The organism is Caldicoprobacter sp. (assembly GCF_047459465.1).
Taxonomy (GTDB): domain Bacteria; phylum Bacillota; class Clostridia; order Caldicoprobacterales; family Caldicoprobacteraceae; genus Caldicoprobacter.
Map to the genome: position 1 here is coordinate 1 of NZ_VSCO01000042.1, position 13,715 is coordinate 13,715.

The window sequence follows — 13,715 nt, forward strand, 5'->3', positions numbered from 1 at the left end:
AGAACATAACCGAGAAGATGGACCTGCTGTTTAAATACCACAACGAGGTGAACGATGAACTGTTTGACGAGCTGGAGGAAGTGCTGATACTTGCCGATGTTGGGGTCAATACCACCACCCGGCTGATAGAGAAGGTGCGGGAGCGCGTCAGGGAGGAAAGGATAAGAGAAGCGCAGAGGGTACGAGCAGTATTGAAAGAGGAGATATTGGCGCTGCTCAGCCAGCCTCAGGAGCTCAATTTGAGGTTTCCGGCAGTCTTTCTGGTGGTAGGGGTAAATGGCGTGGGTAAGACCACTACCATAGGCAAGCTGGCGCATATGTTTCAGTCGCAGGGTAGGAAAGTGCTGATGGCAGCGGGAGACACCTTCCGTGCCGCTGCCATAGAACAGCTGGAGGTGTGGGCAAACCGTGTGGGCTGCCAGATTGTGCGTCATACCGAGGGCGCTGATGCCGCCGCTGTGGTGTTTGATGCCATACAAGCTGCGAAATCAAGGGGCATCGACCTGCTGATATGCGACACTGCCGGGAGGCTGCACACAAAGAAAAACCTGATGAATGAGCTGGAGAAGATAAACAGGATAATTGAGAGGGAATACCCTGAAGCCCATAAAGAGGTTTTTTTGGTGCTGGATGCTACCACCGGTCAAAATGCGGTTTCCCAGGCGAAGATGTTTAAGGAAAAGGTCAACGTGACGGGCATCATACTTACAAAGCTGGATGGGACGGCAAAGGGCGGCATCATCATAGCCGTCAAATCGGAACTGGGTATTCCCATACGATACATAGGCGTTGGCGAAGGAATGGACGACCTGCAGCCCTTTGATGCTGAGGCTTTTGTGGAAGCTCTGTTTGAGGAAGCTTAAAGAAGCTTAAATTGGAAAATGGTGAATTACAAAATGGCGACTGTATTTGGGGAAATCATCAAAAGCAGGGGATAAAATAAAAAAAGCACTTGTATTATGACAAGAAGTGATATATAATATTTCGCTGTAAAGGACAAATACTTTACAGCGGGTGGATGTATGGAGAAATTGGCTAAGGTGGCTTTGCTGCTGGATATTTATGGCCCACTTTTGACGCCCAGGCAGAGGGATGTGCTTGACCTGTATTATAACTACGATCTCTCTCTGGGCGAGATTGCTGAGATGCACAACATAAGTAGGCAGGGCGTTCATGACCTGATAAAAAGGGGAGAGCATGCGCTGTATACGCTAGATGAGAAGTTGGGCTATTACAAGCGCTGGGCCGCCTTTGAGGATAAAATGGGTCAGGCTATAAAGGAGCTGGAGGACATATGCCAGCTGCCCGACGAGAACTTTATACAGTCGCCTGGCCAGGTAAAAGACAGGCTTATGAGTGTAAAGCAGAGGTTGATAGAACTGGGCGATATGTGGTTCAGGAGGTTGTGAGATGGCGTTTGAAGGGCTTACGGGGAAGCTGCAGGCAGCCCTGAAGAAGCTGACGGGCAAGGGCAAGCTCAGCGAAAAAGACGTTAAAGAGGCCATGCGCGATGTTAGGCTGGCGCTTCTAGAGGCTGACGTAAATTTCGTAGTGGTGAAAGACCTGATAAATAGAATCACCCAAAGGGCCGTTGGCCAGGAGATCATGGAGAGCTTAACTCCTGGGCAGCAGGTCATAAAGATAGTCAATGAAGAGCTGACTGCCCTGATGGGCGGCACGCAGAGCAAGATCAACATGGCACCCAATCCACCTACGGTGATAATGATGGTGGGGCTGCAGGGTTCTGGAAAGACAACGACGTCCGCCAAGCTGGCTGGGTATTTGAAAAAACAGGGGAAAAGTCCCCTGTTGGTGGCCTGCGATATATACCGACCTGCAGCCATCAAGCAATTACAGGTAGTGGGCGAAAAAGTGGGGGTACCGGTATTCGAACGCGGGCAGGTTGACCCAGTTGAAATTGCCAGGGAAGCGGTGGAGTTTGCCAAAAAGCAGCAGCGAGATGTGGTCATAATAGACACCGCTGGAAGGCTTCACATAAACGAGGAGCTCATGGAGGAGCTTTCCAGGATCAAAGCCCAAGTAAAGCCCCATGAGATACTCCTTGTGGTGGATGCTATGACGGGCCAGGATGCCGTGAACGTAGCCAAGAGCTTTGATGAACGGCTGGGTCTGGATGGGGTCATACTTACCAAGCTGGATGGGGATACCCGCGGCGGTGCTGCCTTATCCATAAAGGCCGTTACAGGCAAGCCCATCAAATTTGTTGGGATGGGTGAAAAGTTGGATGACCTGGAGCCTTTCCATCCTAACCGGATGGCATCACGAATCCTGGGTATGGGGGATATACTCACATTGATAGAAAAGGCCCAGGCTTCCATCGACGAGAAAAAGGCTCAGGAGCTGGAAAAGAAGCTCAGGGAGCAGCAGTTCACCTTAGAGGACTTCTTGGACCAGCTGCAGCAGCTTAAAAAGATAGGATCCATTAACGATATAGTAAGCATGCTGCCCGGCGTTGATGTGCAGAAGCTGTCAGCATCGGGCGCCCTTAACGAGAAGGAGCTTATTAAGGCTGAAGCCATAATACAGTCCATGACCCCTGAAGAGAGGCGTAATCCGTCCATCATCAATGCCAGCCGCAAGAGGCGCATCGCCATGGGCAGCGGTACCACCATACAGGATGTCAATAGGTTGCTAAAATCGTTTGAACAGTTCAGGCACATGATGAAGCAGATGTCCAACATAGAAAAGGCGATGAAGCGGGGAAGATTTAAATTTCCTTTCCTGTGATGCGTTTTCCCATTTTATTGGGGTTGTTGGGGTTTTTGGAAAGCAACTGGCTATCCGCCGTATGAGCGGACGGCCGGTAGCGATATATAAAAGCTGCAAGGAACGGAGGTGAGATTGTGGCAGTAAAGATAAGGCTTAAGAGAATGGGTGCCAAGAAAACGCCCCATTATAGAGTGGTAGTGGCCGATTCGAGGTCTCCGCGCGACGGTAGATTTATAGAGGAGATCGGGTATTATAACCCGCTCACCGACCCGGCAGAGGTCAAGATTGATATAGAAAAAGCGAAAGACTGGTTGAAGAAGGGTGCTCAGCCCACTGATACGGTAAGGGCGCTTCTGAAAAAGTGTGGAGTATTGTAATATTGAGTAGTTAAACAAAGCTAGGTCACCAATTTAGTTGCATTTAACAATACAATACAATACTTTATGGAGGTGCTTGTAAGATGGGAGAGCTGGTAAAGTTCATTGCCCAATCTCTTGTAGATAATCCCGATCAGGTGAGCGTAAATGAAGTGCGCGGTGAGCAGTCCATAATCATCGAGCTCAAGGTAGCTCCAGAGGATATGGGTAAGGTGATTGGCAAGCAGGGGCGCATTGCCAAGGCTATTCGCACCATCGTAAAGGCAGCAGCTGTAAAAGAAGGGAAGAAGGTTATAGTTGAGATCATATAATGGCTTAAAGCATGGTTAAGGGCCAGGAGGTTTTTTGGGTAATGCCTGTGCGCAAGTACCTTTCGGTGGGGTATGTGACAAAGCCTCAGGGCATCAAAGGCGAGGTAAGGGTTAAGCCCCTTACCGACGATATGTACAGGTTTGATGACCTGGATGAGGTATTTTTAAAACGGCAGGACAGGTACGTCCCCGTCAAAATCCAGAGAAGGAGATATGCAAAGGATTTTGTTATCCTAAAACTGGAAGGTTTTGAGGACAGAAACCAGGCTGAAACCCTTCGCGGTGAATATCTGTGGATTTCGAGGGAACAGGCGCGGCCCCTGCCAAAGGACACCTATTTTATCGCTGACATCGTGGGCTGCCGCGTTGAGACCTGCGCTGGGCGCTTTCTGGGATATGTCACCGGCGTATTGCATACCGGCAGCAACGATGTTTACGTGGTGAAGGACAAGCAAGAGGTGCTTATACCTGCTCTCAAAAAGGTTGTGGTGGATGTTGATGTTGAAAACAGCAAAATAGTGGTCAACCACGAAGAGCTGGAGGGGCTGTTGCCGGATGAGGATTGACGTCCTCACCCTCTTTCCAGAGATGTTTGCCCCCCTGCTGTCCACCAGCATCATAGGGAGGGCAATTGCGAAGGGCCTGCTGGAGATAAAGTTGTACAACATAAGGGACTTTGCTAAGAATAAGCACAAGCGGGTGGACGATTACCCGTATGGCGGAGGCCAGGGGATGATACTTGCTCCTCAGCCCTTGTTTGATGCTCTGTACCATGTGCTGGGGGCTTATGAGAGCGAGAAGCCCAAGGTGATACTCATGTCCCCACAGGGGAAGGTACTGGACCAGGACCTGGCAAGGCAGCTGTCAAAGGAGCATGGCTTGGTAATTATCTGCGGCCATTATGAAGGTGTAGATCAGAGGGTCATTGATAGATTTGTCGATATGGAGATCTCCATTGGGGATTACGTTCTTACCGGCGGGGAACTCCCCGCCATGGTACTGATAGACTGCGTGGGGCGATTGATACCCGGCGTGCTGGGCAACCCGGAATCCACCCAGGATGAGTCTTTTTCCCGGGGGTTGCTGGAATATCCACAGTATACCAGGCCTTACGAATATGAGGGCTATACAGTGCCGGATGTTCTGCTGTCGGGTAACCACCAGGAGATACAGCGCTGGAGGCTTAAAGAAAGCCTTAGGAACACGTTGCAAAAAAGGCCTGACCTCCTGGAGAAGGCGGAATTATCGCCTTATGAAATGGAACTTCTGGAAGAGATAAAGAATGAGATGCGGCATACGGAATGAGTATGCTGATAAAATTTTGAGGCGCTTTTAGCGATTTTATGCTGTGAAAATGGCTGTTAATGAAATCCACGGTTTTGTATTACGTGGTAATATGCCAATAGAGGTTTTGCAGGATTCTGTGCGATGAAGTAACGCGCGAAAGGAGGTTGAAGTTGAGATGGACATCATTAAAGCCATAGAGAGCGAGCAACTGAGGAAGGACCTTCCTGACTTTAACGTGGGCGATACCGTTAGGGTATATGTCAAGGTTGTAGAAGGCAACCGCCAGAGGCTTCAGGCATTTGAAGGCGTTGTCATACAGAAGAAGAATGGTGGCATAAGGGAGACCTTTACCGTGAGGAGGGTTTCCTACGGCGTTGGCGTTGAGAGAACGTTCCCGCTGCACTCTCCCATGATCGACCACATTGAGGTCATCAGGAGAGGTAAGGTGCGCAGGGCTAAGCTGTTCTACCTGAGGAAGAAGGTCGGTAAGGCCGCCAAGATCAAGGAAAAGGGCTTCTAAACAAGGTTTCTTAAATTAGACAAATATGGGACTGCGTTAAGTCCCATATTTGTTTTTATAAGGAAATAAAATTCAATTGTTTCAAGAAGTGTTTCAAGAAGGCGTAACGGTAGATACTACTGTTGATTCACAAAGACATTATTTATGTAATATCAAGTAGAATGGCTTTTAGAATGGCTTTCTGAAAAGCTTAAATAGCATTCCAGAAAAACGTGAATATCGCAATACAGCCCCATGCATTTTTGGTATAATCCTTTATGACCAGCATACCGTAGATGATGATAAATACAGCTAGCCCTTCCATCAAACCATAGATGCTAACGCCGGCCATGACGTGAAGGAGTAAACATGCAATACCGCAAGATATCGCTCCCCAGTTTAACCATATGTTTTTAGGAGGATAAATCATATTTATTTTATGGCTGATTATTACGTAATTGAATCCTTCGAAGAAACCCCATACTATTGTGATAATGCTCATCCCAACCATGTTATATGGGAACCCTACCTCAAGCCATTCTTTGGTTATAATCACCCTTTTAAACGGTAAATAACCCGTAAACGAATCCGTTGCCCAGATAAGGATAATGTAGGGGATAAAGGTTAATGTTGTTAATGCGATGGTTTTAAACAGATTCGTTTTAGTAAGTCCAAATCTGATAAAACTTTCTTTTCTATATAGCGCAACAACAGTGATCCCCAGGCCAGCTATTCCCCATTCGAAAAGAGCGGCAATAAAAGTGCGCAAAAGTAAGGGAAAATTTTTGTTCATGATAAAAGATATAATTTGAGATTTAAACAACATATAAACAACCATTACTGTTAAAGTAATAGAAATGATTACATTCAGATCTGTATTTGCCCTTTTTTGTTCAATTGATAATTTAGATTTATTCACATGATCCTCCTAATACAATATAATATTAAACGACCCACAGCTTTTTCCTTTAATGTTAAATATATTCCTAATTATATCATGTTCTATATATATTACAATATTTTTAAACCTTTTTCTTTATTTTTTTCATATCTGGCTTTTTAGGCATTATTTAAACAGGCTTTGACCTCGATTGTGTCAATATGGTAAAATATTGGTAAATACAGTGTTGTGTGCAAAATGGCGTTTTGAGCATTAACCAGAGGAAAGGCAGAGGGGGATTTCCTTGCTTGCCAAGGTGAAGAGCGCAGGCCTATTTGGTATAGATGGCTATGTCATCGAAGTAGAGGTGGACATATCCAGTGGGCTTCCATCATTTGACATTGTGGGATTGCCCGACGCCGCTGTAAAAGAGTCCAAAGAGCGCGTCAGGGCGGCAATAAAAAACAGCGGTCTTGAATTTCCCTTAAAGCGCATTACCGTAAACCTGGCTCCCGCCGACACCAAAAAGGAAGGGCCTGCCTACGATTTGGCCATTGCCGTGGCCATACTGCTGGCAACGGGGCAGATCCCCCATCATCCACTTATACACAGCGTCTTTCTGGGAGAGCTTTCCCTTGATGGAAGTATACGGCCCGTTCATGGCGTGCTTCCCGCACTTTTATCGGTAAAGGACCAAATTCGCAGCGTTGTTGTGCCCCTTCATAACGCTCCCGAGGCAAGCCATGTAGAGGGAATTGACGTCTATGCCGTCAGCTCATTAAATGAACTCATATCGGCATTTAAAGGCGAAACTGCCATAACGCCTTATAAAAGGTTCCACGGGTTTGATGGCCATGCGGATAACGAATCGTTGGAAGACTTTGCAGATGTTAAGGGACAGGAAGGTGCAAAACGTGCGCTGGAGATTGCCGCAGCAGGGGGGCACAATGTAATAATGATTGGCCCACCCGGCTCTGGTAAAACCATGCTGGCGCGCAGAATGCCCTCCATCCTGCCGGAGCTCACTTATCAGGAGGCTCTGGAAATCACTAAGATATACAGCGCTGCCGGACTGCTTGATACATCCGAAGGTATTATAAAAGTGCGGCCTTTCAGAGCGCCCCACCACACCATCTCGGCCGTTGCCTTGATAGGAGGCGGCAAGCTCCCCAAACCAGGAGAAATCAGCTTAGCCCACCACGGCGTGCTGTTTCTGGATGAGCTTCCGGAGTTCAAAAGGGACGTGCTTGAGGCACTGCGGCAGCCGCTGGAAGACGGAAAGGTGACCATATCGCGGGCCAACGGCACAGCCGTATTCCCGGCTTCCTTTACCCTTATAGGATCGGCCAATCCATGTCCGTGTGGGTTTTTCGGAGATAGCTCAAAGGAATGCACCTGTACTCCTATGCAAATAAACAGGTACTTGAGCAGAATATCTGGTCCTCTCATGGATAGATTTGACATTCAGATTGAGGTGCCGCCCATTTCATTTGACGAGCTGACTGGTCAGAGGAGGGGCGAAACGTCTAAGGAGATAAGGAAGAGGGTAAACAAGGCGCGGCAAATCCAGCTTGAACGGTACAAAAACGAGGGTATATTCTACAATGCGCAGCTGAACTCCAGGCTAATTGGAAAATACTGCGCTTTGAACAGCGCCCAAAGGAAGATGCTGCGCCAGGCTTTCGTGTCGCTTAATTTAAGTGCCCGGGCATATGACAGGATATTAAAAGTTGCCCGGACCATAGCCGACCTGGAAGGATGCCAGAATATAGAGGACCACCACCTGGCTGAGGCCATACAATACAGGAAATTGGATCGCAGGCTTTGGATGCAATGAAAGCTCATGGCGCCTCCAACGTTAAAGCGCCCAGCCGGCCAGAACGGTAATCTCCCAGCAGCTGTCTGGCTCCCCTATCGACATCGGGATTGCCGCCGCTGCGAATCCATTTCTGGTTTAAGCATATAGCCTCCAGCAGGCTATAGCCGTCCATGCCTTCCATATTCTCAATGCCATACCTTTTTTGGATTGCTTGAGGATATAGGCCTTTCAACGTCTCGATAAGCTTTACAGCCACTTCTAACATGTCTATTGCCTCATCGCCGATGGAACCTATGTATGCCAGATGTAACATGGCTGTTTGATCGTCTGCTCTGGGCCATAAAAGGCCAGGGGTATCAAGAAACTCCACATAAGGATGAACCCTTATCCATTGTTTACCGCGCGTCACGCCAGGCTTATCGCCCACCTTGGCCTTGGCGCTTTTGGCCAAGCCGTTGATTACGGTGGATTTACCTACATTGGGTATCCCTACCACCATAGCCCGTGTGTTTTTGTAGATTCCCTTTTGCTGATAGATGAGCTTTCGCCTTTCCTCAGCAAACTCTATTATGCTTTTTCTCAGCTGGTTTACGTCGCTCATGTCCAGACAGTTTATGGCTTCTACCCATAAACCCTGGCTTTTAAAAAAGCTAGTCCACCGTTGAGTCATGTCAGGATCAGCCAAATCCTTCTTATTGAGAAGTATTAGGCGCTGTTTGTTTCTGCAAAGGGCTCCGAATTCCGGATTAGTGCTGCTCCTTGGAACGCGGGCATCCCGTACCTCGATGATGAGGTCCACAAGCTTGATGTGCTCCTGTATGAGCCGTTTGGCTTTGCTCATATGGCCAGGATACCAGTGAATGTGCCGACTCATGTTGCCTCACCTTTATTTGAGTATTGTAACGCTCCACAAAGGCCATATCCTTATCTTTGCCTTACCTACGACATTTTCCAGCGGTATAAACCCTACTTGGGAGTTCCTGCTGTCGCGGCTGAAGTTTCGGTTATCCCCCATTACGAATATGGTGCCTTCAGGTACGACGGTTTCGGGATACTCTCCTAGGGTTGGCTCGGCGATGTATGGCTCTACCAGCGCCTTACCGTTTACGTACACCTTGCCATCCTTTATTTCCACCCTGTCACCTTCAACCCCTATTACCCTTTTTATATAGTTTACGCGGGGATTATCGGGATTTCTAAACACCACTATATCTCCATGTTCAGGATGCCTGAACCTATAACCCAGCTTGAGCACAATAAGCCTGTCACCGGATTCCAGGGTGGGATGCATGGATGACCCTTCCACCATTACCACGTCAAACACGAACATGCGCAGCAAAAAAGCCAGCAACAAAGCTATGACGATAGACTGAAGCCATTCCACCCATTCGTTATTTTTTACTTCTTCCATTATATTCACCTAACTTTATACAAAGATTTAACGAAAATTTAAGCCACCCTTTTCTTGGCCGATTATCAACTGGGATAACCAGCCGAAAGGGTAGGAAATAGCTCAGTACAATATATTACCATTGATTCTGAAATTTTGCATCACCTTTTTTAGACAACCGGGGGAATGCAATTGACAACAGGCCTCTCCAGTTTATTGAATTGCACTACCCCTTCTTCTAGCATTTACAATTGTTTTGCAGTATGATACCATAATAATGTAAACGGTGTAAAATGGAAGTTACCAATCAACTGAAATAGCGGCTCAAAATAAATCATAGTATACCTCCCAAATTTCCAGCAAAGAGCGTGCAATATGCCTTTCTAAAGTTCCATTTTAATTTGTTTTACGCCAATTCGATATCAAATTGGTAATACAGGGAAAAGGGTGTTGTCCATGCCCGATATGCTTGTGAAGCTTTACGCACTGCCCGATAACAGGGATAATATTGAAAAGCTAGAAAGACAAGGGATATACATAAAAAGGGCGCTTGCCCCCGATAAATTTAGAATAGTGGAATACGTGCGGAGTAGATTTGGGGATGGCTGGGCGGGGGAATGCGACGTAGCATTTTCAAGAAACCCCATATCCTGCTTTATAGCGGTGAAGGAGCATAAGGTGGTAGGATTTGCCTGTTATGATGTCACTTCTAAGGGCTTTTTCGGCCCTATAGGCGTGGATGAGGAAGTAAGGGGCTATGGCATAGGAAAAGCATTGCTTTTAGAGTGCCTCCATTCGTTGAAGAATGAAGGTTATGCCTATGCCATCATCGGCGCAGCAGGAGAAGATGTTATTGAATTTTATGAAAAGGTAGCCGGAGCCAAAGTAATAGAGGATTCATCTCCCGGCATATATAGTCGCATGATAAAGTATTAGCGCCATGTCATTAAAAGGGATCATGGCAGGTAAACAATATGGCATGAAAATGAAGTATAAAGGGAAAGCATTTGTGTTTCATACGTTTTATATTGAAAAGTTGGATTTTTAAGCTTGTCATCAGTGTTTGTGAAAATAAACTGAGACAGGCTTTGATGTTCATGAACTATGAAGAAAAAGCCTTGTCTGGCGAAATTGTTGTTTGCATTCGATAAGATGGAAGGGAATGAAGGTTATGAAGATTGATCATTTAAGCTTAGAGCAAAAGATAGGACAAATGCTGATGGTAGGCTTTCATTCTACCTTTTACGATGACCATATTGAACAGCTGATAAGGGAATACAAGATCGGGAATGTTATACTCTTTTCCCGTAACATTGAGGATATTAATCAGACCAGGGAGTTGTGTGCACAAATCCAAAGCCAGGCCATCAAATACACAGGGATTCCCGCCTTTATTTCCATTGACCAGGAAGGCGGCATGGTTGTCAGGTTCCATAAAGATGTCACATATTTACCCGGCAACATGGCCGTGGGAGCCACGTATGACCCGGCCAATGCCCGAAAGGTAGCCACCATAGCTGCAAAAGAGCTCAAGGCACTGGGCATAAATATGAATTTTGCACCGGTTTTGGATGTGAACAACAATCCCTTAAATCCCATAATAGGCGTTAGGTCATACGGGGAAGACCCGAAAAAGGTGGCAGACTTTGGGGTCTCCTATATAAAGGGGCTGCAGGGGAACGGCGTTATCGCCACTGCCAAGCACTTTCCGGGACATGGGGATACGGCTGTGGATTCTCACGTTGACCTGCCACTGGTACCCCATGATAAGGAGAGGCTGCAGAGGGTTGAACTCTATACCTTTAGAAAAGCGGTGGAAAGCGGTGTTGATGCCGTAATGACGGCTCACATACTCTTTCCCGCTCTGGAGGACGACAGGCTGCCTGCTACTTTATCCTACAACATCCTCACAAAGGTTTTGAGGGAGAAACTGGGTTTTAATGGCGTAATTGTCACGGATTGTATGGAAATGAGCGCAATTGCGAAATACTTTGGCACTGCTGCAGCAGTGGTACAGGCTATAAAGGCGGGTGCCGATCTGGTTTTAATCTCCCACACCAAGGAAACCCAGATAGGAGCTTTTAACAAGATTAAAAAGGCCGTTTTGAGGGGCGAAATATCCATTGATAGGATAGATGAATCGGTTAACAGGATACTGAGATTGAAACAAAAATACCGCCTGTTTGAGAATCCGTATCCGGACGAAAGCGGTATTAAACTCATTGGGAGCAAGGAGCATTGGGAGATTGTCCGGGAGATTAGCCTGAAAAGCATAACCCTGGTCAAGGATGAGTTTAAACTTTTGCCTGTTAGAGGTAAAAATATTTTAGCCGTATCTCCCCAAATGATGCCTGCTTCGGCTGCTGATGACAGAATGCTCCCAAGCCTATCTTTTGCTGACTCTTTTGTATCTTTTGCTGACTCTTTTGTAGATCGGTTTGGGGGTACAAGGAAGGTCATCCCATTAAATCCTGATGAACCAACCATAGACTCTATTGTGGCGGAGGCGGTGGGTAAAGATGCCGTTGTGGTGGGGACATATAACGCCCACCTGAATCCTGCTCAGGCAAAGCTGGTGAACTCATTGCTGGATGCCAGCAAGAAGGTCATGGTGGTGGCTTTGAGGAACCCATATGACCTGCTGAGCTTTAAGGGAGTTTCGACATATCTATGCGCTTACGAATATACTCCGCTTTCGGTGGAAAGCGTTCTGGAGGTTTTGAATGGAAAAATTGTGCCACAGGGCAAATTGCCGGTTTCGCTATGAAAAGTTATTTTTTGACTATAAATGAAAAGGGAGATAGTCAGAACGCTGTGGCTATTTCATCTGCGTTGAAATGCAGCTTGAAACATGATGGATCGGCAATAATTATAGAGAATAGGGTAAAGGAAAATTGTTTGTCGTTTTAGACCATAAGAAATGAGCTTATGAATCAGGGAGCATATAATGTGTATTCACCCTGTAATGGTATCTGGAGCCCTAAGAAGGAGTATAATTGTGCTTGTTTTAACATGGTCAGGTGCTTTTGGGAGATACCGTTGATATGTAAGTTTTTTAGGAATCACGGGTTAAGAAAAGGCAGACGATATGATGTCCCTTTAAGTTATGTGATATTGTGCAAAGATGGAAAAACGAAGTACCGAGTAGAGGATAATAGCAGATTTTATGTTCAGCTTAAAGATTTGCGGAAATATATCGACCAAATAATTAATGTTAAGGGCATAATTAAGAACGGTTATAGATAAAGGGGATAAAATAAGCATCTTGCTTTGCGATAGGAGCATGAGCTTAGGAATAAATGACGACAATTCAGCAGTGTGGATAGAGCCAGTGAATAAGGAGTGGCTGGTCAAGAGAGGGTTCTTTCCAAATAATCGCAGCCGAGAAAATCACGCTGAAAAAAGTCAAGGTGGGGGGCGTAATGAATTTTCACTTGCGCCCAGACTTAACGCCCAGACTTAAAATGCAACACAACAACACCGAAATCAAAATAGAGTATTCAAAATTGAGTACTAAGGAGGCAAATAATGTGATATTGAGCGCAAGCCGCAGGACCGACATAATCGCTTTTTATTTGGACTGGTTTTTTAACAGGCTAAAAGAAGGATATGTTCTCGTACGAAATCCGATGAACTATCATCAGGTCAGCAAGATATATTTGAATCCTACGGATATAGACTGTATTGTGTTTTGGACAAAGGATCCTACAAATATACTGGGCCGCCTTGATATGCTGAAAGATTATTTCTATTACTTTCATGTGACCATCACGGGGTATGGTAGGAATGTGGAGCCAAATGTGCCGCCCAAAGAAAAGGTTATACGGTCTTTTCAGGAACTTTCGCGGAAAGTGGGCAATGAAAGGGTGATATGGAGGTACGATCCCATAATACTTTCCAGAGAAATCGATGTGGAATTCCACCGCAAAAAGTTTGGTTATATTGCGACTTGTTTAGCAGGCTATACCAGGCGGTGTACCATAAGCTTTGTGGATATGTACAAGAAAACCGAGCGCAACACTAGAGGGTTAAACATGTATGAGATAAGCCATGCGCAAATGTTGGACATAGCCGGTGTTATCGCTGAGATCGCAAGTAAATACGGAATAGAGGTTCAGAGTTGTTGCGAAGAGGTAGAGCTTTCTCACTTAGGGATCAACCATGGCAAATGCATAGATGATGAGCTCATAAGCCGTATATCCGGCCGCAAGATTAACGCCAAGAAGGATAAAAACCAGAGAATAGCATGTGGTTGCGTAGAGAGCGTGGATATAGGAGTTTACAACACCTGCAGGCATGGGTGCTTGTATTGCTATGCTAACTACAGCAGCAAAGCGGTATACACTAATGTAAAGCTGCACGATCCTTTTTCACCCATGCTGGTGGGAAATGTAACACCTGAAGATGTGATTATCGAGAGGA

15 protein-coding genes are annotated in these 13,715 nt (G+C 46.2%); 12 read left to right on the forward strand and 3 right to left on the reverse strand.

The features are described 5' to 3' along the window. From ftsY to rplS, 8 genes are all read left to right on the forward strand, one after another. Nucleotides 1–863 (forward strand): signal recognition particle-docking protein FtsY (ftsY, locus tag FWJ59_RS04370; protein ID WP_414480767.1); only part of this gene is annotated, 863 nt, incomplete at its 5' end. 159 nt (nucleotides 864–1,022) lie between these two features. Beyond that, nucleotides 1,023–1,409 (forward strand): YlxM family DNA-binding protein, encoded by a 387-nt coding sequence (ylxM, locus tag FWJ59_RS04375; protein ID WP_414480768.1) that lies wholly within the window; start codon nucleotides 1,023–1,025, stop codon nucleotides 1,407–1,409. Between the two features lies 1 nt (nucleotide 1,410). Further along, nucleotides 1,411–2,748 (forward strand): signal recognition particle protein, encoded by a 1,338-nt coding sequence (ffh, locus tag FWJ59_RS04380; RefSeq protein ID WP_414480769.1) that lies wholly within the window; start codon nucleotides 1,411–1,413, stop codon nucleotides 2,746–2,748. A 116-nt stretch (nucleotides 2,749–2,864) separates the two neighbouring features. Beyond that, on the forward strand, nucleotides 2,865–3,107 hold the full coding sequence (rpsP, locus tag FWJ59_RS04385; RefSeq protein ID WP_414480770.1) for a 30S ribosomal protein S16: 243 nt from the start codon (nucleotides 2,865–2,867) through the stop codon (nucleotides 3,105–3,107). Nucleotides 3,108–3,190: 83 nt separating this feature from the next. Beyond that, nucleotides 3,191–3,418 carry a KH domain-containing protein gene (locus FWJ59_RS04390; protein ID WP_025746448.1) on the forward strand — a complete coding sequence of 76 codons (228 nt, stop codon included), beginning with the start codon at nucleotides 3,191–3,193 and terminating at the stop codon, nucleotides 3,416–3,418. A gap of 41 nt (nucleotides 3,419–3,459) precedes the next feature. After that, nucleotides 3,460–3,984, forward strand: a complete 525-nt coding sequence (gene rimM, locus FWJ59_RS04395) for a ribosome maturation factor RimM (protein WP_414480771.1) — start codon at nucleotides 3,460–3,462, stop codon at nucleotides 3,982–3,984. After that, a complete protein-coding gene (trmD, locus tag FWJ59_RS04400) occupies nucleotides 3,974–4,723 on the forward strand; it encodes a tRNA (guanosine(37)-N1)-methyltransferase TrmD (protein ID WP_414480772.1) in 750 nt (249 codons plus the stop codon). The genes rimM and trmD overlap by 11 nt, the downstream gene beginning before the upstream one ends. Before the next feature lie 157 nt (nucleotides 4,724–4,880). After that, nucleotides 4,881–5,225 (forward strand): 50S ribosomal protein L19, encoded by a 345-nt coding sequence (rplS, locus tag FWJ59_RS04405; RefSeq protein WP_414480773.1) that lies wholly within the window; start codon nucleotides 4,881–4,883, stop codon nucleotides 5,223–5,225. A gap of 190 nt (nucleotides 5,226–5,415) precedes the next feature. Here the strand turns inward: rplS and FWJ59_RS04410 are convergent, their stop codons facing one another. After that, nucleotides 5,416–6,123, reverse strand: a complete 708-nt coding sequence (locus FWJ59_RS04410; RefSeq protein ID WP_414480774.1) for a hypothetical protein — start codon at nucleotides 6,121–6,123, stop codon at nucleotides 5,416–5,418. Between the two features lie 265 nt (nucleotides 6,124–6,388). Between FWJ59_RS04410 and FWJ59_RS04415 the strand changes: the two genes are divergently transcribed. Next, nucleotides 6,389–7,921, forward strand: coding sequence for a YifB family Mg chelatase-like AAA ATPase (locus FWJ59_RS04415; RefSeq protein ID WP_414480775.1), 1,533 nt, complete (start codon nucleotides 6,389–6,391; stop codon nucleotides 7,919–7,921). Nucleotides 7,922–7,925: 4 nt separating this feature from the next. Here FWJ59_RS04415 and ylqF read toward each other — a convergent pair whose 3' ends face one another. Continuing rightward, nucleotides 7,926–8,777 (reverse strand): ribosome biogenesis GTPase YlqF, encoded by an 852-nt coding sequence (gene ylqF, locus FWJ59_RS04420; protein WP_414480776.1) that lies wholly within the window; start codon nucleotides 8,775–8,777, stop codon nucleotides 7,926–7,928. A 12-nt stretch (nucleotides 8,778–8,789) separates the two neighbouring features. Next, on the reverse strand, nucleotides 8,790–9,314 hold the full coding sequence (gene lepB, locus FWJ59_RS04425) for a signal peptidase I (RefSeq protein ID WP_414480777.1): 525 nt from the start codon (nucleotides 9,312–9,314) through the stop codon (nucleotides 8,790–8,792). Between the two features lie 435 nt (nucleotides 9,315–9,749). Here lepB and FWJ59_RS04430 point away from each other — a divergent pair, with 435 nt between their 5' ends. The 3 genes from FWJ59_RS04430 to FWJ59_RS04440 form a co-directional block, all read left to right on the forward strand. Then, a complete protein-coding gene (locus tag FWJ59_RS04430) occupies nucleotides 9,750–10,229 on the forward strand; it encodes a GNAT family N-acetyltransferase (protein WP_414480778.1) in 480 nt (159 codons plus the stop codon). 235 nt (nucleotides 10,230–10,464) lie between these two features. Beyond that, a complete protein-coding gene (gene nagZ / locus FWJ59_RS04435) occupies nucleotides 10,465–12,060 on the forward strand; it encodes a beta-N-acetylhexosaminidase (protein WP_414480780.1) in 1,596 nt (531 codons plus the stop codon). A gap of 655 nt (nucleotides 12,061–12,715) precedes the next feature. Then, nucleotides 12,716–13,715, forward strand: a 1,000-nt coding sequence (locus tag FWJ59_RS04440; protein WP_414480779.1) for a DUF1848 domain-containing protein, incomplete at its 3' end; no start/stop codon positions are given.

Bases quoted from the DNA above. Each gene is read 5' to 3' on its own strand.
- ylxM (WP_414480768.1), top strand. From the start codon at position 1,023: ATGGAGAAATTGGCTAAGGTGGCTTTGCTGCTGGATATTTATGGCCCA.
- ffh (WP_414480769.1), top strand. From the start codon at position 1,411: ATGGCGTTTGAAGGGCTTACGGGGAAGCTGCAGGCAGCCCTGAAGAAG.
- FWJ59_RS04390 (WP_025746448.1), top strand. From the start codon at position 3,191: ATGGGAGAGCTGGTAAAGTTCATTGCCCAATCTCTTGTAGATAATCCC.
- rimM (WP_414480771.1), top strand. From the start codon at position 3,460: ATGCCTGTGCGCAAGTACCTTTCGGTGGGGTATGTGACAAAGCCTCAG.
- trmD (WP_414480772.1), top strand. From the start codon at position 3,974: ATGAGGATTGACGTCCTCACCCTCTTTCCAGAGATGTTTGCCCCCCTG.
- rplS (WP_414480773.1), top strand. From the start codon at position 4,881: ATGGACATCATTAAAGCCATAGAGAGCGAGCAACTGAGGAAGGACCTT.
- ylqF (WP_414480776.1), bottom strand. From the start codon at position 8,777: ATGAGTCGGCACATTCACTGGTATCCTGGCCATATGAGCAAAGCCAAA.
- lepB (WP_414480777.1), bottom strand. From the start codon at position 9,314: ATGGAAGAAGTAAAAAATAACGAATGGGTGGAATGGCTTCAGTCTATC.
- FWJ59_RS04430 (WP_414480778.1), top strand. From the start codon at position 9,750: ATGCCCGATATGCTTGTGAAGCTTTACGCACTGCCCGATAACAGGGAT.
- nagZ (WP_414480780.1), top strand. From the start codon at position 10,465: ATGAAGATTGATCATTTAAGCTTAGAGCAAAAGATAGGACAAATGCTG.